Below are 20,539 nucleotides of genomic sequence, written 5' to 3' on the forward strand. Positions count from 1 at the left end.
GCGCTTGAGAGATCGGCGACCTGTGCGAAAAGGGATAGCGTTTTTCTTGCGGCGTATATCAACTTCCGGAAGCTTTCTATCTCTCATAAGCAAGCGAAACAGACGTTCCCAGCCTGACCAGAAGCCGCGAGACAAATAAATCTTCTGCCGGCGAAAACCCTTTTTAAAAGAGCTTTTACCTTGCCGGAGAAGTAGCTGCTCTTTGCCGCTGGCGCAATTGCGCCGGCGGCGCACAGATTATTTGCCCACCCACCCTTGCAGGGCGGGCGGAGTCTGTTGCCGCGCGGAGCGCGGCCCGGCCCAAGGGTTTGACGGCCTCAGTTACCTGAGGTTCAAACGCGCGGGAGCACCGCGCTTCGCGCGTTCAGGCGAGAGCGGCGGCGGGGCGGAACCAGCCGGCGTGCAACCCGCGGTGGCTGCTGATCTCGGTGTTCATGCGTTTCTGCGTTGCCGGGTGGGCCGCGTCCAGCACGCCGAGCCTCACCAGGATCGCCGCCACGGCGCATTCCGCCGCCCGGGTGCTGCCATCGGTGATTTTCAGCGCCACCCCCAGCTGCAGCTCGGGGATGATGGCGACAAACACCGCTTCGGCACCGGTCTTAATCGCCACCCGGCCATCCATGGCGCGCATCAGCTCAGTACAGGCGCGGCTTTCCCCGGCCACCAGCTCCGGCCAGGCGCGCATCGCATCCACCAGCCGCTCGGCGGCCTGTGAGCGGCGGTCCGCGCGCGTGTGTGCGCTGGCGAATGTCGCCATGGCGCGGGCCAGCCCATGCACCGAAGTCGCAAAGTTGGGCGCGGAACAGCCGTCGATACCATGGCCGGGGCTGGTCTCTTCCGTCACCTCTTCAAAAGCCTCGAGAATCATCTTCTGGATCGGGTGGTCCAGCTCGGTATATTCCGACCCTGTGCCCAGGTGTTTGTTCAGGGTCAGGAACCCCGCATGTTTGCCGGAGCAGTTGTTGTGCAGCTGGCAGGGGGAGCTGTCAGTTTTGATCAGCGCAGCCTTCGCTTCGGGATCTGTGGGCACATGGGCGCCGCAGCGCAGGTCTTGTTCGCCCAGGCCCAGATCCTTCAGCCAGGCCGCCACCGGCACCGTGTGAATCGCGGCGCCCTGATGGGACGCACAGGCCAGCGCCAGTTGGGCGTCGCTCAGCCCGGCGGCGTCTGCCGCACCGCTTTCAATCAGCGGCAGCGCCTGGATCATTTTGCACGACGAGCGCGGAAAAATCACCGCCGCGGGGTCGCCCCAGGCTTGGATGACCTCGCCACGTGCGTCACAGACCACCGCGTGGCCCAGGTGTTGGGATTCAAGAATTCCGCCGCGCCAGAGCTCGGCCATTGGGACTGGTTGCATCATTTCAGTATTGTCTCTTCTTGTTTCAGCGAAATCTCGCCCAGGACTCTATCACCGCCAGGCAAATTCACGTTACACTGCGTCGCAACAGTTGAAAACGGCCATGTAATCCGTAAAACCTGCATTAAGACAGGCCCTGCGTTGACAGGGACGGTGCAAAGAGCCCGATGAGGCAGGGACAGCTTGGAGGCTGCAGAGCAATGAAAACGAGTATCACCAAAATACTGGCCGCTGCGGCCATGTCCGTAGCCACGTTCAGCGCGCCACTGGCCGCTGTGGCGCAGGAATCCGAAAACCGGGTTGCGGCCAATACCGACTGGTATGTGTTTGAAGAAGCCGCGCCACAGAAACAGTGCTGGAGCGCGTCACCACCGAAAGAATCGGTCAACACGGATCAGAACGGCCGCGTCAAAGCGGTGCGCCGCGGCGCGGTGCTGCTGATGGTGACCTATATGCCCTCCAGTGGCATCAATGGTCAGGTCTCCTTTATCGGCGGCTACCCGTTCAAGGGCGGATCCACCGTGACGCTGGAGATTTCCGGCAGCAAATTTGAGCTGTTTACCGAGGGCGAAACGGCCTGGCCGGCCACCGTAGCCGATGATACCAAAATCATCACCGCGATGAAACGCGGCGCCACAGCGGTGCTGAGTGGCGGCTCGGCGCGCGGCACACGGACCAAAGATACCTTTTCGCTGCTTGGCTTTACCGCCTCGCTGGCCGAAGCCAGCAAGCGCTGCCCGTAACCGCGCAGAGCAACGCGATCCTGCCGACCTTGCGGGCCAGATCCGGCCTGCACCACCCGGCTCCCAACACAGAAACCCGGGTGGCGGCGGATCGCCCCGTCGCCCGGCGTCCTGTCCTGGCCCATCCTGGTCCGTCACACTCCGGGCTGCGGCAAGCCAGTCGCCTGGCTGCTTTGCGGCAATTGCAGCGGCCAGATGTTTCCATCGCGGCGAATCTGCTATAAAGCCCGCCTCTGACCCACTCAGGAGCGCGCACCATGCCGGCTACAGCACCGATCACTCAAGACGTGATGACCATCCCCCGCAAAACCGAGCCGGGCCCGCTTAATCTTATTGGCCTGACCCGGGAGCAGCTGCGTGACGCGCTGATTTCGATCGGCACCCCTGAAAAACAGGCGAAAATGCGCACTGGCCAGATCTGGCAGTGGATCTATCAAAAGGGCGTGCGGGACTTCGCGCTGATGAGCAACCTCGCCAAACCTTACCGCGAGTTGCTGGCGGAGAACTGTGTGCTGGCGGTGCCCGAGGTGGTGACACGTCAGGTCTCGGAAGACGGCACCCGAAAATATCTGGTGCGCATTGCCGGCGGCCATGAAGTCGAGATCGTCTATATTCCGGAAACCGACCGCGGCACGCTTTGTGTGTCCTCCCAGGTCGGCTGCACTCTGACCTGCCCGTTCTGCCACACCGGCACCCAGAAACTGGTGCGCAACCTGACGGCGGCGGAAATCATCGGCCAGGTGCTGGTGGCGCGTGATGATCTGGGCGAATGGCCGGAGCTGGGGGTGCCCAACCCGCCCGAAGCGCGGCGCCTGTCCAATATCGTGCTGATGGGCATGGGCGAGCCGCTGTATAATTTTGACAACGTGCGCGATGCGATGAACATCGCGATGGATCCCGAAGGCATTTCCCTGTCACGCCGCCGCATCACCCTGTCCACCTCCGGCGTGGTGCCCGAGATCGCGCGCACCGCCGAGGAGATCGGCTGTCTGCTGGCGGTTTCCTTCCATGCCACCACCGATGAGGTGCGCAACAAGCTGGTGCCGATCAACAAAAAATACCCGCTGGAGGTGCTGTTGGAAGCGCTGCGCTCCTATCCCAAAGTGTCTAACTCAGAACGCATTACCTTTGAATATGTGATGCTGAAGGACGTCAACGACAGCGACGAGGACGCTCACCGTCTGTTGCAGCTGATCAAGGGCATTCCGGCCAAGATCAACCTGATCCCGTTCAATGAATGGCCCGGCGCGCCCTATAAGCGCTCGTCCAACAATCGCATTCACGCCTTTGCCGACATCATCCATGATGCGGGCTATTCCTCGCCGATCCGCCGGCCGCGGGGCGAAGATATCATGGCCGCCTGCGGGCAGCTGAAATCGGCCACTGAGCGCGAGCGTAAAAGCCGCAAACAGATCGAGGCCGAAGCCGGCATGTAAGCCTGGCGCACAGCCCGATCATGCTTAACCCTGTTTTAAGCATGATCGGGCAGGCTGGGCCCATGGAACAAATTACATTTCTTTTGCCAGGCGCAACGGTGGATCTGCTGCATCTTATGGCCCGCGAACGCGGCTTGCGAGTCGGCGATCTGATACGTGAAATGGCCGGCCGGGAATATATCCGGGCCGCCCGCACCACCCGGGACGAAGCCACTGCTGATCCGGTGATTGAGGCTGAGTACGAGGTGCTCGGACAACAGGCCCGCTGAAGGGCCTGTTTCAGCGGCTGTCCGCGCGGCGCTGGCTGTTGGTTTTGCCGTCTGCCCCGGTTTCTTTTTGGTGCAAATATCCTCGCCGAAGGCCAGAATCTTCTTCCAGGGCTTGCGGTCCGTCGCACGTGACACCGGCAGTCAATCCGATGGCGCCCTGAAGTTGCTGCCTCAGCGGCCAGGCACGCTGTCGCGCGTTTCGCCGGCCCCTTCCCAGTTTTTCAGCAGCGCATAGGCCTCCTGGGCGGTATCCACAAAGCGGAACAGCTCCAGATCATCAGCAGCGATGGTGCCGGCCTCCTGCAGCGCCTCCCAGTTGATGATCTTGCGCCAGAACGCTTCGCCAAACAGCAGGAACGGCACCCGTTTCATCCGGCCGGTCTGAATCAGTGTCAGGGTTTCAAACATCTCGTCCAGCGTGCCAAAACCGCCGGGAAACACCGCGATCGCATTGGCGCGCATCAGAAAATGCATCTTGCGGATGGCAAAATAATGAAAGTTAAAGCACAGGTCCGGGGTGACGTATTCATTGGGCGCCTGTTCAAACGGCAGCACAATATTCAGCCCGATTGACACGCCGCCCGCGTCCGTCGCGCCGCGGTTGCCGGCTTCCATCACGCCGGGACCGCCACCGGTGACAATGACGTTTTTTTTGCCACCGTCCTTGTCGCTGTCGAGCGTCACCAGGCGGGCAAATTCGCGGGCTTCGTCGTAGTATTTGCTCAGATCTGCCAGCGTCTGGGTGCGGGCGGTGTCTTTTTTGGACGGTTCCGGAATACGGGCGCCGCCAAACAGCACCACGGTGCTCTCAACCCCGTATTCCGCCATCATCATTTCGGGTTTCAGCAATTCAAGCTGCAGGCGCACCGGGCGCAATGCGTCCTGGCATAAAAATTCTTTGTCAGCAAAAGCCAGTTTGTAGGCCGGGGCGCGGGTCTGTGCCGTATCGGGCACGTGGCTGACCGCGTCGATGTCCTGATTGGAATCCCGAAATGCGTGGGACCGGGGGTCGTCTTTCATATGGTCTCCTTCATAATTGCGCACCTGCGCTCAACTGAGTATAGCCTTAGGCCAACGCGAAACCAGACACGAATTGGAGATGCTGATGTCAAACGCACAGCTTGAGACCGCAATTGAAGCCGCATGGGATGTGCGCGACACCATCACCCCTGCCACCATGGGCGAGACCCGTGAGGCCATTGAAGACACTCTGGCGGCTCTGGACGGCGGCAAGCTGCGGGTGGCAGAGCGGCAGGAGAACGGCGACTGGAACGTGAACCAGTGGGCCAAAAAAGCGGTGCTGCTGGGCTTCCGGCTGTCAGATATGGAAGAACAGTCCGGCGCGCCGCAGGGCTCCAGCTGGTTTGACAAAGTCGACAGCAAATTCAAAGGCTGGGGCGACAATGAATGGAAAACCGCGGGCTTTCGCGCGGTGCCGGGCTCGATTGTGCGCAAATCGGCCTATATCGCGCCAGGTGCGGTGTTGATGCCATCTTTTGTCAACCTCGGCGCCTATGTCGGTGAGGGCACCATGGTCGACGCCTGGGCCACTGTTGGCTCCTGTGCTCAGATCGGTAAAAACGTGCATCTCTCCGGCGGTGTTGGCATTGGCGGCGTTCTGGAGCCAATGCAGGCGGGACCAACCATCATCGAGGACAACTGTTTTATCGGCGCCCGTTCCGAAGTGGTTGAAGGCTGTATCGTGCGCGAAGGCTCGGTTCTGGGTATGGGTGTGTTCATCGGCCAGTCCACCAAGATTGTGGACCGTGAAACCGGCGACGTCAGCTATGGCGAAGTGCCGCCCTATTCGGTGGTTGTCGCCGGCTCGATGCCCAGCAAAAACAACGTCAGCCTCTATTGTGCTGTGATCGTGAAACGGGTGGATGCGCGCACCCGCTCCAAGACCGGCATCAATGAGCTGCTGCGTGACTGATTAAGCGTGCGCTTTGTGCTACACTCCCCGGCGGTTTGACACCGGCGGGGGGACGTTATGATTTTTATTTATGATGTAGATGATCCTGAGGATGTGGCCCATGTGCGGCAGCTGGCCTGGGAATTCATTGACTGGCTGCGCGAGCGCTATCCGGAGCAGCTCGACACCATCAACCACTATCTGAACACGCAGAATTTTGCGGCGCAGCTGGAAGATCTGCTGACCTATTTTGGCCCGCCGCACGGCACCTGTCTGCTGGCCAAGGAGGACGGGGTGCCTTTGGGCATCGTGATGTTAAAGCCGCGTGAACCCGGCGTCTGCGAGATGAACCGGATGTATGTGCGCCACCGGGCGCGGCGGCGCGGCATTGGCATGGCGCTGGCAAGCCGGCTTATTGAGCGCGCCCGCGGGATTGGCTATGAGGAAATGGTGCTGTCAACGCTGGACCGCCACATCGAGGCGCTGCCGCTCTATGAAAAACTGGGATTTGAGATAGAGCACCGCGCCCCGGATTCGGGCGATGCAGAGCATGAGATCTGTATGCGGCTGCGGCTCTGACCCCTGCCGGGGCGGCACTATGTTTTGTCCAGCGTTTTGTCCAGCGTGTTTCGGGACCTTGTCTGCCGGGCCTTGTACCTCTTTCTGGAGCGCGCTGTCCCTGGCTGAAACCTCCGGTGGCGCGCGTGCGGTGGTTGACGGCGGGCAGGGCGGCGGGATAAGTGCGGAGCATGGAAGAAAAGAAAATCAAAAAACCCTCGCGCCAGCAGGTCTATACGCTGCTGGTCCAGGTGGGTCGCAAAACAGGCGACGGTCTGCCCAAAGGGGCCACCGGTGGCGCGCTGATGATCTATGCCAGTGGTGTGGATGAGGCCGAAGCGGTGCGCGAAACCGTGGCGATCCTGAAACAGGCTGAACTGGCGCCGCTGGATGTGACCGGCTATGGCACGCTGAGTGAGCGTGAAGAGCAGGGCCATGATATTTCCGACGATGAACGCGAGCTGATGGAGCGCGCTTTGGTGGAAAACTCCGTGGTGGTGGCGCAGATGACGCCGTTTTATGACGAGGCTGACAGTATCCACGATCTGGATGCGCCGCTGCACTGAGGGTGTGTAAACTTCTGTTCTGACGGCGCCCCAGGGCGCCGTTTTTGTTTATTGTGGCCTGTTCAAAGACATTCTGTTTGGAATTAATAATGGAGAGAAAAGTCGTGAATCTTGTAAAAACTCCGTTTTGTATATTGTGCCGGGCCGCAATTTACCGACCCGTCCTGTTTATCGTTTTTGTAGCCGTAGTTGTTGTCGACATATTGGGGGTGGTTCCCAGGATTTTCCACCCAAGTTACTTATATACTGAGTTTCCAGCCATACTTTTCAATGCAGCTTTTGGCTTTTTGGCTCTTATAGTCACGTTTCTAATGATGGTTTCTATTCAGGTGCTAGTGCACGGTCTATCGCACAAATGGGCTAAAAAAATTCAAGAAATGTGCAGGGATGATGTCGGTGGGTAAGCCAGGTGTTTCATTAAAAGGCATTGGTGGTGGCTCAGGGAATTCGACCAGCTATCCAGTGGTAAGCATTGGGAATTAGATTTGGAAACAGGCGGCGCGTCTAGATTCGTTTCTGCCTGGCGCCGGTTTGATGTGTAAGTCGCTTACAGTGGCGGGCGCCGGCGCAGCGCCGCCCGGTCCGGGGCCTGATCCGGGGCCTCGCCTAGCGCAGCGCGGTGCCGAACCATTTTCTGTAAATGCGGTCATAGGTGCCGTCTTCGCGCAGTTTCAGCAGGCTCTGATTGATCGGCTCGGCCAACTCACTGCCCGAGGGCAGCGCAATGCCGTAGTTTTCCCGCATGAACACCGGCCCGGCCATCTGGGCGTTTTTGCCGGCTTTGCTGTTGGCATACCAGGCCAGGATCGGCGCATCAAACACCACCGCATCGAGGGCGCCGTTTTCAAAATCCGCCAGCAGGGTGACCAGATCCGGATAGCCGGTATAATTCAGGTTGCGGGCGTCCAGGAATATGGCGGCGGTGGAATCGGCGATGGTGCCATTGTTTTTACCATAGAGATCATTCACCGAGGTGACCGAGGACTGAATGGCGTTGATGGTCATGGCGGTGGTGATTTTTGCCACAAAGACCGAGACGATAAACAGCGAGGAGACCACCAGAAACACCCCCAGCGCCCGGCCCAGCGGCGAGCGCGGCTGGCGTTCTTCAAATCCGCCGTTGACCACCAGGTTCAGCGCCCACCAGAAGGCCGGGAACATCGCGTCCTTTGCCGGCATGTTGAAATACTCCTGTTTGTGGCGTTCCAGCCGCCACATCAGCATGCCGCCGCCAAACAGCAGCGCAAAGGCCAGCAGAATCGCGATCAGCAGGTCGCCGGAAAACAGCGCTGTCCACATGGCACTGCTGCTGCCGGCCTCAGCCGGGATCATGATCTGCAGCCCGCTTTCAAAGATCGGCTGGCTGAAATCCATCAGCACTTCACGCCGGGCGGTGATCGAAATGTTGGCGATGGCAGCATCGATTTCGCCGTTTTGCACCTGGTCCAGCATGGCGGGGAACTGTGTCGCCCGTTCAAAGGTGGTATGGATGCCGATGTCGCGGGCCAGCGCCTGCCACAGGTCAATGGAAAACCCGGTGGCCCGGCCGCCGTCTTCCATCGAGAACGGCGGTCTTGTGATCGTGGCAATGCGCAGATCAAGTGCGACGGCACCCTGCGCCCAAAATATGAGCGCGCTCAGTAATACGATAAACCGCATGTTTTATTCCTCATCCTGGGCGGCATTTGGCACAAAGATGCGGGAAATATCAATCTTCGATCACACCGAGGTGGCCCGGATCAGGGTTTCGGCTTCAAAACGACCAAGCACCGGGCGGAAACGGTGCTTGTGGCGTGGAATTCGGGCGGCGGGCATCTGCGCCAGCGTTGAGCGCGCCAGCAGCGCCGGCTGCGCCGCAATCTGACCGGTGAACAGGCTTTCGCTGCCAATGCCGCCCGCCTGCACACAGGTGTGATCGTCAAACAGCAGCTGATACATTGTTTGCAGCAGCCCGGGACAGAGCCGGGCGCCGTTGTGATGCTGCAGGTGGCGGGCTTTGACCAGCAGGTGGCTTTCGCCAAACAGGTAGTCGGCGTCCGGCCCGGTCAGCAGCAGGTGGTGGTCCTGGGCGACCAGGATGCTTTGGTGCAGCCCGAAAAACGGCGCCCGCAGCTCCACCGGTGCGAACCAGCCACAGGCGGGCAGCTGCTGTGTGATCAGGGCGCGCAGCGGCGCGATGTCGCCGCCAGCGAGGCAGATCAGATCGCCGGGGCGCAGGTCCTGCACCGGGCGCGGACCAAATTCGGTGTCAATCAGGGCATCGCCGCAGAGAGTGGGCACCATCAGCGTCGGTTCCGGCCGGTCTGAAAGCGCGATCAGGCGCAGCCCGGGGCCCAGGTGCGGTTCGGAGTGCGGTTCAACGTGCGGTTCCGGGTGTGGCTCTGCGCGTGGTCCGGGGGGCTGGTCAGGCTGCGGTTCCGGGAGTTGCCCCACGTGAAGCCCGGTGTGATGCGCCGTGTGACAGCGCGGGTGTGGCTGCTGCAGACGGTTTGTGCGCGTGCCAGAATAACTGGCGGAGAGCCCGTCGGAGTGACTGACGGAGTGGCTGTCGGAGTGACCGGCGGAGTGCAGCTCAGTGTGGCTGGTTGCGGCCCCCGTCGCAGGCCTGCCGGTTTGATTGTCCATGCGCTCAGCTGGGGTTTCGCCCGGATGCCCGGTGGCGGCGCATTGCCCCTGTAATGATGCCGGGTTCAGCAGGATGCGCGCGAGATCACGCAGCAGAAGCGGCGCCGGATGGGCCACCCTGGTGGTGAGAGCCTGGCCACTGTCCAGATCCAGCACGGTGAGCCAGGCGCTGCGGGCGGGCGCATCCCAGTTATAGCTGATGCGCAGCCGGTCCGGTTGTGTCAGCAGGTTCAGATCCAGTGCGCCTTTGCTGCTTACGCTGCCCTGGCGGTGCAGCCAGCACAGCTGGCCTGTTTCTGAGATTTGCAAGGCGATGCGGCAGGGCCAGGGCAGGTCCCGCGCCAGCGAGACCAGGATCTGAGGCTGTTTGCATGTCGGGTCAAAGCAGGTTTCCACCACCAGGCTGCCCTGGCAGAGCATCGCGTCTTCCGGCAGCGCATTTTCTGGCAGCGCGGCCCGGGGCTGAGACCCCGCCGCACCCGCACCCGCCGCGCCCGCACCCACACCCTCTGGCGCGATGCCGCGCGCATCAAACCGCGCGATCTGGCGGTCATTGAGGCCGATCCAGCTCACCGGTCTGCCTTAAACTGCTGGCGCATATGCAAGCAGCCGGGCTTCATAGCCTTTCAGCAGCGGCCGGGCGGCGGCGCTGTAGCCCTGGCCGGTCGAGGGGTCAAGTTCCGGAAACAGCGCGCAGATTTCGCCGAGCGTGTCCTGTTCAAACTGCTGCAGCACCTGGGGGCCGGGCAGAAAGCTTTCGGTGGCGAGCCCTTCCGACCAGATCACCTGATGGTGGTCAAACAGCAGGTGCACATAGGTGACCGAACCGCCGGGCTGGCGGCGGATCGAGTGGTCATTGACCAGGTCTTTGGCGGCAATCAGCACTTCGGCTTCGCCAAACAGCATCTCGGAAATACCGTCAGAGACCAGCACCCGGTGCTGCGGCGACAGGGTCAGCGCACCGTGGTCGCCAAGCGCGCCGGCAGAGAAGTGAATGGGGGCGAAATCGCCCTCGGCGGCCACGGTGCGCGACCCGCTCCAGCGCAGGGGGCGGGCGCCGTCGTCCCGGGTCAGCACCAGATCGCCGGGGCGCAGGTCTTCAACCGGGGTCAGGCCGTCGGGGGTGTGGATGCCGGTGCCGGCGACAAAACAGGGCACGGTGTTGACGGTGACAAAACCGGTATCGCTTTCGCCGGTGGAGCTGCTGATGCCATAGGTGAAACTGACGTCTTCAAGGTCAGCATCGGTGCTGATGGTCAGGGTGCCGTCTGGATTGAGCTGCACGGTCTGGCCGCTCTGCAGAGTGACGCTGTCACCGGCGCTGACGGCAACACCGTTGATATGGGTGACGGTCAGGCTGCCACCGGTGGCGTTGCTGTCATTGGCCAGCACGTCGAGCGTCTTGCTGCCATCGGGCGCGATGTCAACGTCGTCCGCATTGGCGATCAGCGTGGTCTGCAGGCTGTCGCCGGCGATCAGCAGGTTGGAATCATAAGAGCTGTCAGACACGTCCGCGATGCCGATGCGGATCGAGTTCAGCGCGCCGGCATTGACCGGGATGGTCAGGGTCATGGTGACGGTAAACCCGTCCATTTCCGTGTTATAACTGCCGCCGGTGTTGTCGATATAGAGGTTTTCGTTGTTAGAATCGTTGACGTTGCCGACCGAACTGTCAGCGCCGGAGATCGTCATCGGCACGTAGTTGCCGTTGATCCAGACCCCGACCACGTCATTGTAAAGCGACGCGGCGTATTCGGGATATTCGTCCGAGGAAAATACGAACTGCATGGTCAGCGTGTCGCCCTCGGGGATGAAATCCACGTCCAGAATGGACGCGTCATAGGTCGAGGTGCCGGCGAGCGCGTTGAACCCGGCATCGTTGTTGACGCCGGAGGTGTTGTTCGAGGTGGAGCCGCTGCTGTTGGCGGCGCCTTTGCTGTTGGTGAAATCGCTGACCTTGCCGGTGGACAGGATCACGCCGCTGTCGCCGGGGGTGACACCGGGGCTGGTGCTCTCGCCGCCGGAATAAATGCCCGACGCGGCACTGTCGCCGCTGTAGCTGGCGTCCAGCACCGTGACACCGTCGCCAAAGACCGCATCCGCCATTTCCATCGCTGAGGCTTTGCTGTCGATGTCCAGCTCTTTGGCTTTGGTGCCAGTGGTCTTGGGGGCTTTTGCCATGACTGCCTCAGGTTTTGGGTGCTGAGGTGGGGAGATCTGATGCATATCGTGCCGCATCCGGGGGGCCGGACGGGATCAGGGATCTGCTCATATCTGCGGGGCCGATTTTGGTCCCCTTGTCCTGCCTCAGGACGTTATTATTACCTTGTTGATGGCACAGTCCGGTGACTCTGTTAACCCTTTGGTAACCTTTTGTTAACGATTTTCCGGATTTACCGCTGGCCGGTCGGCGATATGGCCGGGCCCGGTGGCGGACGTTGCAGAGCGGGCGCAGAGCCGCTAACACCTGTAAAACCGAGCCAATCCGAGGATGTTATGACTGACCCTGTTGCCCTGACCGCTGATCTTATCCGTTGCGCTTCTGTCACACCTGAAGAGGGCGGTGCGCTGGTGCTGCTGGAAAAACTGCTGAGCGGCGCGGGATTCGTCTGCACCCGCGTGGACCGTGGCGGCGTCAGCAATCTTTATGCGCGCTGGGGCGAAAAGGGCGCGGCAAAGACTTTTGGGTTCAACGGCCACACCGATGTGGTGCCGCTGGGCGATGTGGCGGCCTGGAGTGTGGATCCTTTTGGTGGCGAGATTAAAGACGGCTTTTTGTGGGGCCGGGGCGCCACCGATATGAAATCCGGGGTGGCGGCTTTTGCGGCGGCGGCGGTTGATTTTGTGCGCGATACCCCGCCCGAAGGCGCGGTGGTGCTGGCGATCACCGGCGACGAGGAGGGCGACGCGCTGGATGGCACGGTGGCGCTGCTGGAGTGGATGGAGCACGAGGGCGAGGCGCTGTCGGTCTGTCTGGTGGGCGAGCCGACCTGCCCCGACACGATGGGCGAGATGATGAAGATCGGCCGCCGTGGTTCGATGACCGCCTGGATCACCGTGCGTGGCGAGCAGGGCCATTCTGCCTATCCGCACCGCGCCAACAATCCGGTCACCGCCCTGGTGCGGCTGATGGACCGGCTGGCCAGCCTTGAGCTGGATCAGGGCACCGGCCATTTTGACGCCTCCACGCTGGCGATCACCACGGTGGATGTGGGCAACCCGGCGACCAATGTGATCCCGGCCGAGGCACGTGGCACCGTCAATATCCGCTTTAATGACGCGCATACCGGCGCCTCACTGTCAGACTGGCTGCTGGGCGAAGCGGCAAAGGTTGAGGCGGAAACCGGCGCGAAGGTCAGCATGAAGATCAAGATTTCGGGCGAAAGTTTCATCACCCTGCCCGGGCCATTGTCCGATCTGGTTGCTGCAGCGGTGACGGCAGAAACCGGGGTGACGCCGGTGCTGTCCACCACCGGTGGCACGTCAGATGCGCGTTTTGTAAAAAACCACTGTCCGGTGGTGGAATTTGGTCTCGTGGGCAAGACCATGCACCAGGTGGATGAACGGGTAGACTTGGCGCAGATCCCGGTGCTGAAGGCGATCTATGGCCGCATTCTGCAGGACTATTTCGCATGAGTGATACGGCAGAGATTGTGGTTTCGATAGCCGAAGATTTTGCCCCCTGCCGGGCGCTGCGCATTGCAGTGTTTGTCGAGGAGCAGGGTTATCCTCTGGACGAAGAGTTTGACGATCTCGACGCCGAGGCGGTGCATCTTCTGGCCACGCGCGGAGGCGTGCCTGTCGGTACAGCACGCATGATCCGGGTCGGGGACACGGTCAAGTTCGGCCGTATATGTGTGGCGAGCCCCGGGCGTGGCAGCGGGCTTGGCGCCGCGATGGTACGCGCCGGGCTGGCGCATTTTGAACATGTAGAAGGCGTGCGCCGTGCTTATCTGTCGGCCCAGACCCATGCCATCGTTTTCTATGAAAAGCTCGGTTTCACCGCCTATGGCGACGAGTATATGGACGGCGCGGTGCCCCATATCGATATGGAACGGGCGTTCGGGCCCGGATGATCCGGGGCGCGGGTGACGGTCATATATGCAAGTCACACAGGCCGGATGTCGGCGTTTACTGGGCGGCGGTGCACGTTGCTTTAAACGCATCAGCTGGCCCTTGGGGTGGGTTGCACTCCGGTAGAGCGGCGATGTGGCCGGAGTAACGTGCGGAGATTGCCGGTTTCAACGGGACTTCGGCTGGCATGGCGCGCGGCCTGCGGTCAGGTTTTCAGGATAAAACAGGACAGGACAGAGCGATGGGTATGTTGATTGACGGCATCTGGGACAATACGGCCGACCGCTCAATGCAGGACGGCACCTATCGCCGCGAGATGAGCGCGATGCCCACCACGCTGGATGCGCAGAGCGTTGATCTCCTGAGCACAGAACCGTCGCGCTTTGTGCTGGTGGCTTCGGCAAGCTGTCCCTGGTCGCACGCGACGGTGCTGGCTTTGGTGTTTAAGGGTTTTGCCGGCCGCTTGCCTCTGCAACTGGCCGGTGGGCCGCGGGTGCAGGGTTATGGCATTCGTCCCAACGGGCCTTTGTCCGCGGGCGGTGACGTGCGCCATCTGCACCAGCTTTACAGCCGGACGGATGCGGCTTTCACCGGGCGGGTCACGGTGCCGGTGCTTTGGGATCGGGTTCAAAACCGGATCCTGTGCAATTCCTCCGCAGATATCTTGCGCGCGTTCAATCAGGCCGGAAGCGGGCCGGATCTGTGCCCGGAGCCGCTGCGTGACGAGATTGAAAAGTTGACCGCAAGCATTTTTGACGGGCTGTCAAATGCAGTGTACCGCGCCGGCAAGGCCGAGCGGCAGGATGAGTATGACGCCGCAGTCGATCTGGTGTTTGCGACGATGGAGCAGCTTGAGGCCCGGTTGTCGGAGCGGGTGTTTCTGTTTGGCGCCGACATGACCGAGAGCGATCTCCGCCTGTTTGCCACTCTGGTGCGCTTTGACACGGTGTATGCGACCCATTTCAGATGCACACGCAAACGGCTGGTGGATTATCCGGCGCTGTGGCGCTTTACCCGGCGCATATTCCAGATGCCCGGCATCAGCGACACGGTCGATTTCGATGAAATCCGCGCCGGTTATTATATCAACGATGGCAGTCACAATCCCCATAACATCATCGCCCAGCAACCGGTGATCGACTGGGGTGACACCACGGGGTTGTAAGGCCGGGGCGCTGACACCGCTGAAGTAATTGCGATGGTCGCATGCCGACTGCGTTGCCGCTGCAATATTCAATAAGCATTTCAAACTGCGGCGAAATCCGGCTCCGGGGGCCGCGCAGGTTCGAATTCGGGCTGAAACTGGATGAAAAATCGTTGTTTCTGCTGTATGGTGGCGGCCACGAAAGTGCGTGAATTTGTTTTCCGCACTGTAATGCCGGGGCATTTCAAATTGCGTGAGGGAGACTATGGCTGACGTCTGGCTGCTGCCGGACTTGTGTCGTTTCATTGTCTTCAAAGCAGATGGTCCGGCCATTTCGGAGAATCACTATGAGACATATTCTGACCGGCGCTGCGGCCTTGCTTTTACTTGTTTTTGCTTTTGCGCCTGCCTCTGTGGCGCAAAGCGAATGGCGCGCCCTTATCACCGGCGATGCGGTGGCCGGCTACGGGGTGGAAGGCGCCACCCTGATCGACGCGGCAGAAGCGCAGGCCCTGCACGCCCGCGGGGTGAAATTTCTGGATGCGCGCTCTTACGGGCGCTGGGAACAGGGCCATATCGCCGGCGCGATCAGCCTGCGGCTGGACCAGCTGGAAGAACTGGCGGGCAGGCAAGAAGAGCTGGTGTTTTACTGCGGCGGCACCGATTGCAAGCTCTCCGCCAATGCCTGCGCTTATGCGCTCACGCTGGGCTATGAAAACGTCTATTATTTCGCCGGTGGCTATCCGGCCTGGACCGCCGCGGATTATGCAGTGGAAACTGGCAGCTGAGCGGCCTGGCACAGAGCGTGATCTGGTGCTTGCCCCGGGATCGTCCCGGAGCTGGCCCCGAAAGCTGGCCCAGGTGGCGCTCCGGTGGCGCTCCGGCACTGCCCCCCGAATTGCCCCCCGAATTGCCCTCCGAACTGGCCCCGGAGTGGCGCTGAGGTCGCGTCCGGGCCGGGAGGATCCTGCTGCGGCAAATGCCGGCTTTGGCCCGGCCCGCACCGCCCGCGTGCAACCCCATGGCGCGCCGGCAATTCACATGTTAGGGCTGGCCTATGAAACGCATGCCCACAAAAGAGGAAATCCTGCAGTGGATTTCCGACAACCCCGCCCGCACCGCCAAACGTGACATCGCCCGTGCCTTTGGCATCAAGGGCGCGGCGCGCATTGATCTGAAACGGATGCTGAAAGAGCTGGAGGCCGAGGGCCATCTGCAGAAGCAGGGCAAGTCGTTGCGCGATCCCGGCAAACTGGCGCCGGTGTCGGTGCTGGTGATGCTGGCGCCTGACAGCGACGGCGATCTGTTTGCGCGTCCGCTGGACTGGCAGGGCGAAGGCGCCGCGCCGCGCATCCTGATGCTCACCAACCCCAAAGACGGGGCGCTGGGCGCGGGGGACCGTATTCTGGGGCGGGTCAGTGAAGTTGAGGATGAAGATTACGCCTATATTGGGCGGGTGGTGCGCCGTATCAGCCATTCTGCCAAGCGCATTCTGGGGGTGTTCCGCAAAAGCCATGAGGGTGGCCGGGTGCTGCCGGTGGACAAGGGGTCCGACAAAGAATGGGTGATCCTGGCCGGTCATGAAGACGGCGCCAAAGATGGCGAGCTGGTCGAGGCGGAGCAAAGCGGGCCGCGCGGCCGTATGGGGCTGCCACGAGCAAAAATCGTCACCCGTCTGGGAGATCCAGGTGCGCCCAAAGCGGTGTCGCTGATTGCGATCCACCAGCACGGCATTCCCGATGAGTTCCCGGGTGCGGTGATTGCCGAGTCTGAGGCCGTCGCGGAAGCGGCGTTAAAAGGGCGCGAAGATTTGCGGGCGATGCCTTTGGTCACCATTGATCCGGCCGATGCGCGCGACCACGACGATGCGGTCTATGCCGAGGCTGACCGCGATGCGGCCAATAAGGGCGGCCATATCGTCTGGGTCGCCATTGCCGATGTGGCCGCCTATGTGACGCCGGGCTCTGAGCTGGATCGCGAAGCGCGTAAACGTGGCAATTCCAGCTATTTCCCAGACCGGGTGGTGCCGATGCTGCCGGACCGGCTGTCGGGCGATCTGTGTTCACTGCACGAAGACGTGGAACGCCCCTGTCTGGCGGTGCGTATGGTGCTGAGCGCGGCTGGCGAAAAGATCGGTCACAGCTTCCACCGGGGGCTGATGAAGTCAGCGGCCTCGCTGAATTACGGCGAGGTGCAGGCGGCGCAGGACGGTGAGGTGGGCGACAAATGCGTCCCATTGATGGAGACGGTGATTGCGCCGCTGTATGCGGCCTATGAGGCGGCAAAAATGGCGCGCACCGATCGCGCGCCGCTGGAGCTTGATCTGCCGGAGCGTAAGATCGTGCTGGGGGAGGATGGCAAAGTGTCCTCCGTCGCTTATCGCGAACGGCTGGATGCGCACCGTCTGATCGAAGAATTCATGATCCTGGCTAATGTGGCCGCGGCTGAGGAGCTGTTTTCCAAGCGGCAGAATTTCCTCTACCGGGTGCATGAAGAGCCCTCGATGGCCAAGCTGGAATCGCTGCGCGAAGTGGCCCAGGCTTCGGGTTTTACGCTCGCCAAGGGCCAGGTGCTGCACACCAAACATCTGAACCGGTTGCTGGCCCAGGCGGCGGGCACCGATCAGGATGAGCTGATCAATATCTCGACCCTGCGCTCGATGACCCAGGCCTATTACACCGCGGAAAACTTTGGCCATTTTGGTCTGGCGCTGAAGTCTTATGCCCATTTCACCTCGCCAATCCGTCGTTACGCCGATCTGATCGTGCACCGGGCGCTGATTTCCGGCCACGGCTGGGGCAAAGACGGGCTGTCGCCCGGCGATATTGAGGCGCTGGAAGACACTGCCAAAATGATTTCCGACAGCGAGCGCCGTTCGATGGTGGCGGAGCGCGATACCACGGATCGTTATCTGGCGGCCTACTTGTCAGAACGGGTGGGCAGTGAGTTCACCGGGCGTATTTCCGGGGTGCAGAAATTCGGTGCCTTTGTGAAGCTGGATGAAACTGGCGCGGATGGCATGATCCCGGTGCGTTCGATCGGGCGCGAGTATTTCCATTTTGACGCCGAAAGCTCGACCTTGATGGGCTCAGAAAGCGGCCTGACGATCGGTATTGGCGCCCGGGTGACTGTGCGGCTGGCGGAAGCGACACCGACGACGGGCGGGCTGATCCTGGAACTGCTGGAGCTGGAGGGCGGCAATCTGCCCAAAGGCCCGCGTGGTGCCAGGGGCCGGCCCAAAGGCGGCAAGTCAGGCAAAGGGCAGAAACAGGACCGCGCCCGGCACAAGGCGGCGAAGGTGAAGAAAAAGGTCTCGCGCTCGCGGCGCTAGCGGAGGACCGCCGCCTTTGACCTGCAGGCTTTGTATCTTGCGCAAGTCATGGCAGGCTTGAAGCAGGCAAGAGACAGGTGAGTTTCCGGCGCAGGACAGGCGGTGTTTGTGATGAGAGGCGTTTTATTTGCATGTGTGGTGGCGCTGATGCCGTCAGGCGGGATTGCCGCCGGGCTGGAGCGGGCGCCAGTGGATTTGTCCGGGCTGGCGACGCAGGCGACAGAAGGAGCGGTCGTGGAGATCAAAGCGACAGAAAACGCCCGGTTTGAACGCTGGGTCAGTGCTTTTGAGCGCCGGGCGCGGGCCGCGGGCATTTCGCAATCGGTGTTGCAGCGCGCTTTTCGTGGTGTGGATTATAACGCGGCGGTGGTGGGCAAGGACCGCAACCAGTCCGAATTCACCCGCCAGATCTGGGATTATCTCGACAGTGCCGCTTCGCCGGTGCGGGTCAGAAACGGCCAGGCGGCGCTGCGGCGGCACAAGTCTTTGCTGAAGCGCATTGAGGCGAAATACGGGGTGGACCGGCATGTGGTGGCGGCGATCTGGGGGCTGGAAAGCGCCTATGGCAAGGTGCGTGGCGACATCCCGGTGATTGAGGCGCTGGCGACGCTGGCCTTTGACGGCCGGCGCGGGGCGTTTTTTGAGGGCCAGCTGATGGCGGCGCTGCAGATCCTGCAATCGGGTGATGTGCGTCCGCGCGACATGCGCGGCTCCTGGGCCGGCGCCATGGGGCATACCCAGTTTATTCCCAGCTCCTACCTGAGTTTTGCGGTGGATTTTTCCGGCGATGGAAAACGCGACATCTGGTCGGAGGACCCGGCGGATGCTTTGGCCTCAACGGCGGCCTATCTGGCGCGCTCCGGCTGGGTCAAAGGCCAGCCCTGGGGGGTGGAAGTGCAACTGCGGCGCGGCTTTACCTATGACCTCGCCAGCCGCACAGTGCTGAAATCGCCTGCGGCCTGGGCGGCGCTGGGCGTTCGCGGTGTGGATGGCAAAGTGGTGCCGAATTATGGCCGCGCCTCGATCCTGCTGCCCGCCGGGTCCAACGGGGCCGTGTTTATGATCTTTGAAAATTTCGCGGTGATCGAAAAATACAACAAAGCCGATGCTTATGTGATCGGAGTGGGCCATCTGGCGGACCGGTTGCGCGGCGGGCTGCCGATTCAGGCCAGCTGGCCGCGGGGCTATGCGCCGCTGTCGTTTGCGCAGAAGAAACAGATGCAGCGGCGGCTGACGCGGATGCGGTTTCTGGACGATAAGGTGGACGGCATTATCGGTCCCAATACAATCAACGCCATCCGTGCCTTTCAGATCAGCCGGGGGGTGACGCCGGATGGCTACCCGTCCCAGGATCTGTTGGCGCTGTTGAAAGAGCGCTGAGCTGCCGCTCTGACGCCGGGGTACTCCGGGTTTGTGGGGTTCCGGCGCGGAGGCAGGCACGGCAGCAGGCGTTTACCGGGCTGAACCGCGGTGTTTGCCGTGCGCCGCGCCGGGGCGGCCGCTGCGACGGCCGTGCGGTTGCGGGCGGTGGCTGCAACGCCGTCGCTGCGGTTGGCGGTGAGATTGCCAACGCTGAGATCCGCGCAGAGAGTAGCTTTTTTGGCCGGCCGGAACGGGCGTTATTTTGCCCGCTCGTTTGCCCCGCAGGCCTTGCGATCAGTGGCTGCGCCAGGGCACACGGGCACCAGCGCCATTCGGAAAACTCCACAGCGCGCGCGTCGCCTGCGGTCCGCTGACCTGAGCCCCGATCCTGGTCTTGCGTGTCAGGCGTCTTGCCCGGCTGGGCGCGGGCCGGTCAGCTCCTGCACCACTCTTGCATAGACGTCGCGTTTGAAGGGCACGATATTCTCCACCAGCTGATCCACCGGCAGCCAGCGCCATTCGGAAAACTCCGGGTGGTCGAGCGCGATATTGATATCCGCGTCCGTGCCGTGAAAGCGCATCAGGAACCATTTTTGCTGTTGGCCGCGGAACTTGCCCTGCCAGATTTTGCCCAGAAGATGCGGCGGCAGATCATAGCTGATCCAGTCCCGGGTTTCCGCCTCGATTGTCACCAGACTGGCGCTGACGCCGGTTTCTTCCGCCAGTTCGCGCAGGGCGGCGCTGCGCGGGTCTTCGCCCGCATCAATGCCGCCCTGAGGCATCTGCCAGGCGGGGGCCTCGGTGTCGCGCCTGTCGAGCCGCTGGCCGACAAAGACTTCCCCCGTCGCGTTCATCAGCATCACCCCGGCGCAGGGGCGGTAGGGCAGCGCGTCAATCTGGTCGGGGCGGAGCGGTTGGAATTTTGGCGGGCGGGGCGGCTGTTCAGGCGAATTGGGCATGTCGGGTCACTGTCTGTTGGGGCTGGTGAAAGCGGGTGCGTGTCCCCGGCACCGGGTTTGGCGCGCGTCAGGGATCGGTTTGAGGTGCGGTTAGTCAGCCAGGCCGGGATGTTTCCGGTGCGGCCGGCGCATTCCGGGGTGGGACGCGGGCGCTGTGCCGGGGAGGTGGCATGGAACTGGCGGACAAGGGCGTCAGGTCGGGG

Annotated in this window: 18 protein-coding genes; 12 read left to right on the forward strand and 6 right to left on the reverse strand. The window is 61.8% G+C overall.

What is annotated here, in order from left to right; translation table 11 throughout:
- Positions 1 to 364: 364 nt before the first annotated feature.
- On the reverse strand, positions 365 to 1,360 hold the full coding sequence (locus tag DWA01_RS16650; RefSeq protein WP_114286937.1) for an asparaginase: 996 nt from the start codon (positions 1,358 to 1,360) through the stop codon (positions 365 to 367).
- A gap of 197 nt (positions 1,361 to 1,557) precedes the next feature.
- On the opposite strand from DWA01_RS16650, the gene DWA01_RS16655 reads away from it, so the two are divergent.
- The 3 genes from DWA01_RS16655 to DWA01_RS16665 all read left to right on the forward strand — a co-directional run bounded on the left by DWA01_RS16655 (position 1,558) and on the right by DWA01_RS16665 (position 3,805).
- Positions 1,558 to 2,100: an invasion associated locus B family protein gene (locus tag DWA01_RS16655; protein ID WP_114286938.1), complete on the forward strand. Its 543-nt coding sequence runs from the start codon at positions 1,558 to 1,560 to the stop codon at positions 2,098 to 2,100.
- A gap of 257 nt (positions 2,101 to 2,357) precedes the next feature.
- A complete protein-coding gene (gene rlmN / locus DWA01_RS16660; protein ID WP_114286939.1) occupies positions 2,358 to 3,536 on the forward strand; it encodes a dual-specificity RNA methyltransferase RlmN in 1,179 nt (392 codons plus the stop codon).
- Between the two features lie 62 nt (positions 3,537 to 3,598).
- Positions 3,599 to 3,805: a hypothetical protein gene (locus DWA01_RS16665; RefSeq protein ID WP_136057772.1), complete on the forward strand. Its 207-nt coding sequence runs from the start codon at positions 3,599 to 3,601 to the stop codon at positions 3,803 to 3,805.
- Between the two features lie 171 nt (positions 3,806 to 3,976).
- On the opposite strand, the gene DWA01_RS16670 is transcribed toward DWA01_RS16665, so the two are convergent.
- The gene (locus tag DWA01_RS16670) at positions 3,977 to 4,825 is read right to left on the reverse strand and encodes a TIGR00730 family Rossman fold protein (protein ID WP_114286941.1); all 849 of its coding nucleotides are present in this window, start codon (positions 4,823 to 4,825) and stop codon (positions 3,977 to 3,979) included.
- An 85-nt stretch (positions 4,826 to 4,910) separates the two neighbouring features.
- Between DWA01_RS16670 and dapD the strand changes: the two genes are divergently transcribed.
- From dapD to DWA01_RS16685, 3 genes are all read left to right on the forward strand, one after another.
- Positions 4,911 to 5,738 (forward strand): 2,3,4,5-tetrahydropyridine-2,6-dicarboxylate N-succinyltransferase, encoded by an 828-nt coding sequence (dapD, locus tag DWA01_RS16675; protein ID WP_114286942.1) that lies wholly within the window; start codon positions 4,911 to 4,913, stop codon positions 5,736 to 5,738.
- A gap of 57 nt (positions 5,739 to 5,795) precedes the next feature.
- Positions 5,796 to 6,296, forward strand: a complete 501-nt coding sequence (locus DWA01_RS16680) for a GNAT family N-acetyltransferase (RefSeq protein WP_114286943.1) — start codon at positions 5,796 to 5,798, stop codon at positions 6,294 to 6,296.
- A 170-nt stretch (positions 6,297 to 6,466) separates the two neighbouring features.
- On the forward strand, positions 6,467 to 6,841 hold the full coding sequence (locus tag DWA01_RS16685; protein WP_114286944.1) for a hypothetical protein: 375 nt from the start codon (positions 6,467 to 6,469) through the stop codon (positions 6,839 to 6,841).
- 606 nt (positions 6,842 to 7,447) lie between these two features.
- Here the strand turns inward: DWA01_RS16685 and DWA01_RS16695 are convergent.
- The 3 genes from DWA01_RS16695 to DWA01_RS16705 are packed head-to-tail and all read right to left on the reverse strand — an operon-like array spanning position 7,448 to position 11,647.
- On the reverse strand, positions 7,448 to 8,500 hold the full coding sequence (locus DWA01_RS16695) for a transporter substrate-binding domain-containing protein (RefSeq protein ID WP_114286946.1): 1,053 nt from the start codon (positions 8,498 to 8,500) through the stop codon (positions 7,448 to 7,450).
- A gap of 60 nt (positions 8,501 to 8,560) precedes the next feature.
- On the reverse strand, positions 8,561 to 10,039 hold the full coding sequence (locus DWA01_RS16700) for a Hint domain-containing protein (protein ID WP_114286947.1): 1,479 nt from the start codon (positions 10,037 to 10,039) through the stop codon (positions 8,561 to 8,563).
- Positions 10,040 to 10,048: 9 nt separating this feature from the next.
- Positions 10,049 to 11,647: a Hint domain-containing protein gene (locus tag DWA01_RS16705; protein WP_235008590.1), complete on the reverse strand. Its 1,599-nt coding sequence runs from the start codon at positions 11,645 to 11,647 to the stop codon at positions 10,049 to 10,051.
- A gap of 315 nt (positions 11,648 to 11,962) precedes the next feature.
- Here DWA01_RS16705 and dapE point away from each other — a divergent pair, with 315 nt between their 5' ends.
- The 6 genes from dapE to DWA01_RS16735 all read left to right on the forward strand — a co-directional run bounded on the left by dapE (position 11,963) and on the right by DWA01_RS16735 (position 19,395).
- On the forward strand, positions 11,963 to 13,102 hold the full coding sequence (gene dapE, locus DWA01_RS16710; RefSeq protein WP_114286948.1) for a succinyl-diaminopimelate desuccinylase: 1,140 nt from the start codon (positions 11,963 to 11,965) through the stop codon (positions 13,100 to 13,102).
- On the forward strand, positions 13,099 to 13,542 hold the full coding sequence (locus DWA01_RS16715) for a GNAT family N-acetyltransferase (RefSeq protein WP_114286949.1): 444 nt from the start codon (positions 13,099 to 13,101) through the stop codon (positions 13,540 to 13,542). Before dapE ends, DWA01_RS16715 begins: the two co-directional genes overlap by 4 nt.
- A 239-nt stretch (positions 13,543 to 13,781) precedes the next feature.
- A complete protein-coding gene (locus DWA01_RS16720; protein ID WP_160116068.1) occupies positions 13,782 to 14,705 on the forward strand; it encodes a glutathione S-transferase C-terminal domain-containing protein in 924 nt (307 codons plus the stop codon).
- A 326-nt stretch (positions 14,706 to 15,031) separates the two neighbouring features.
- Positions 15,032 to 15,472, forward strand: a complete 441-nt coding sequence (locus tag DWA01_RS16725) for a rhodanese-like domain-containing protein (RefSeq protein WP_160116069.1) — start codon at positions 15,032 to 15,034, stop codon at positions 15,470 to 15,472.
- A 269-nt stretch (positions 15,473 to 15,741) separates the two neighbouring features.
- Complete coding sequence (gene rnr, locus DWA01_RS16730; protein ID WP_114286952.1) at positions 15,742 to 18,015, forward strand: ribonuclease R; 2,274 nt, start codon at positions 15,742 to 15,744, stop codon at positions 18,013 to 18,015.
- Between the two features lie 111 nt (positions 18,016 to 18,126).
- Complete coding sequence (locus tag DWA01_RS16735) at positions 18,127 to 19,395, forward strand: lytic murein transglycosylase (RefSeq protein ID WP_114286955.1); 1,269 nt, start codon at positions 18,127 to 18,129, stop codon at positions 19,393 to 19,395.
- A 383-nt stretch (positions 19,396 to 19,778) separates the two neighbouring features.
- On the opposite strand, the gene DWA01_RS16740 is transcribed toward DWA01_RS16735, so the two are convergent.
- The gene (locus tag DWA01_RS16740; protein ID WP_114286953.1) at positions 19,779 to 20,336 is read right to left on the reverse strand and encodes an RNA pyrophosphohydrolase; all 558 of its coding nucleotides are present in this window, start codon (positions 20,334 to 20,336) and stop codon (positions 19,779 to 19,781) included.
- Positions 20,337 to 20,539: the final 203 nt, after the last annotated feature.

Source organism: Candidatus Halocynthiibacter alkanivorans, assembly GCF_003333265.1.
Taxonomy (GTDB): Bacteria; Pseudomonadota; Alphaproteobacteria; order Rhodobacterales; family Rhodobacteraceae; genus Halocyntiibacter_A; species Halocyntiibacter_A alkanivorans.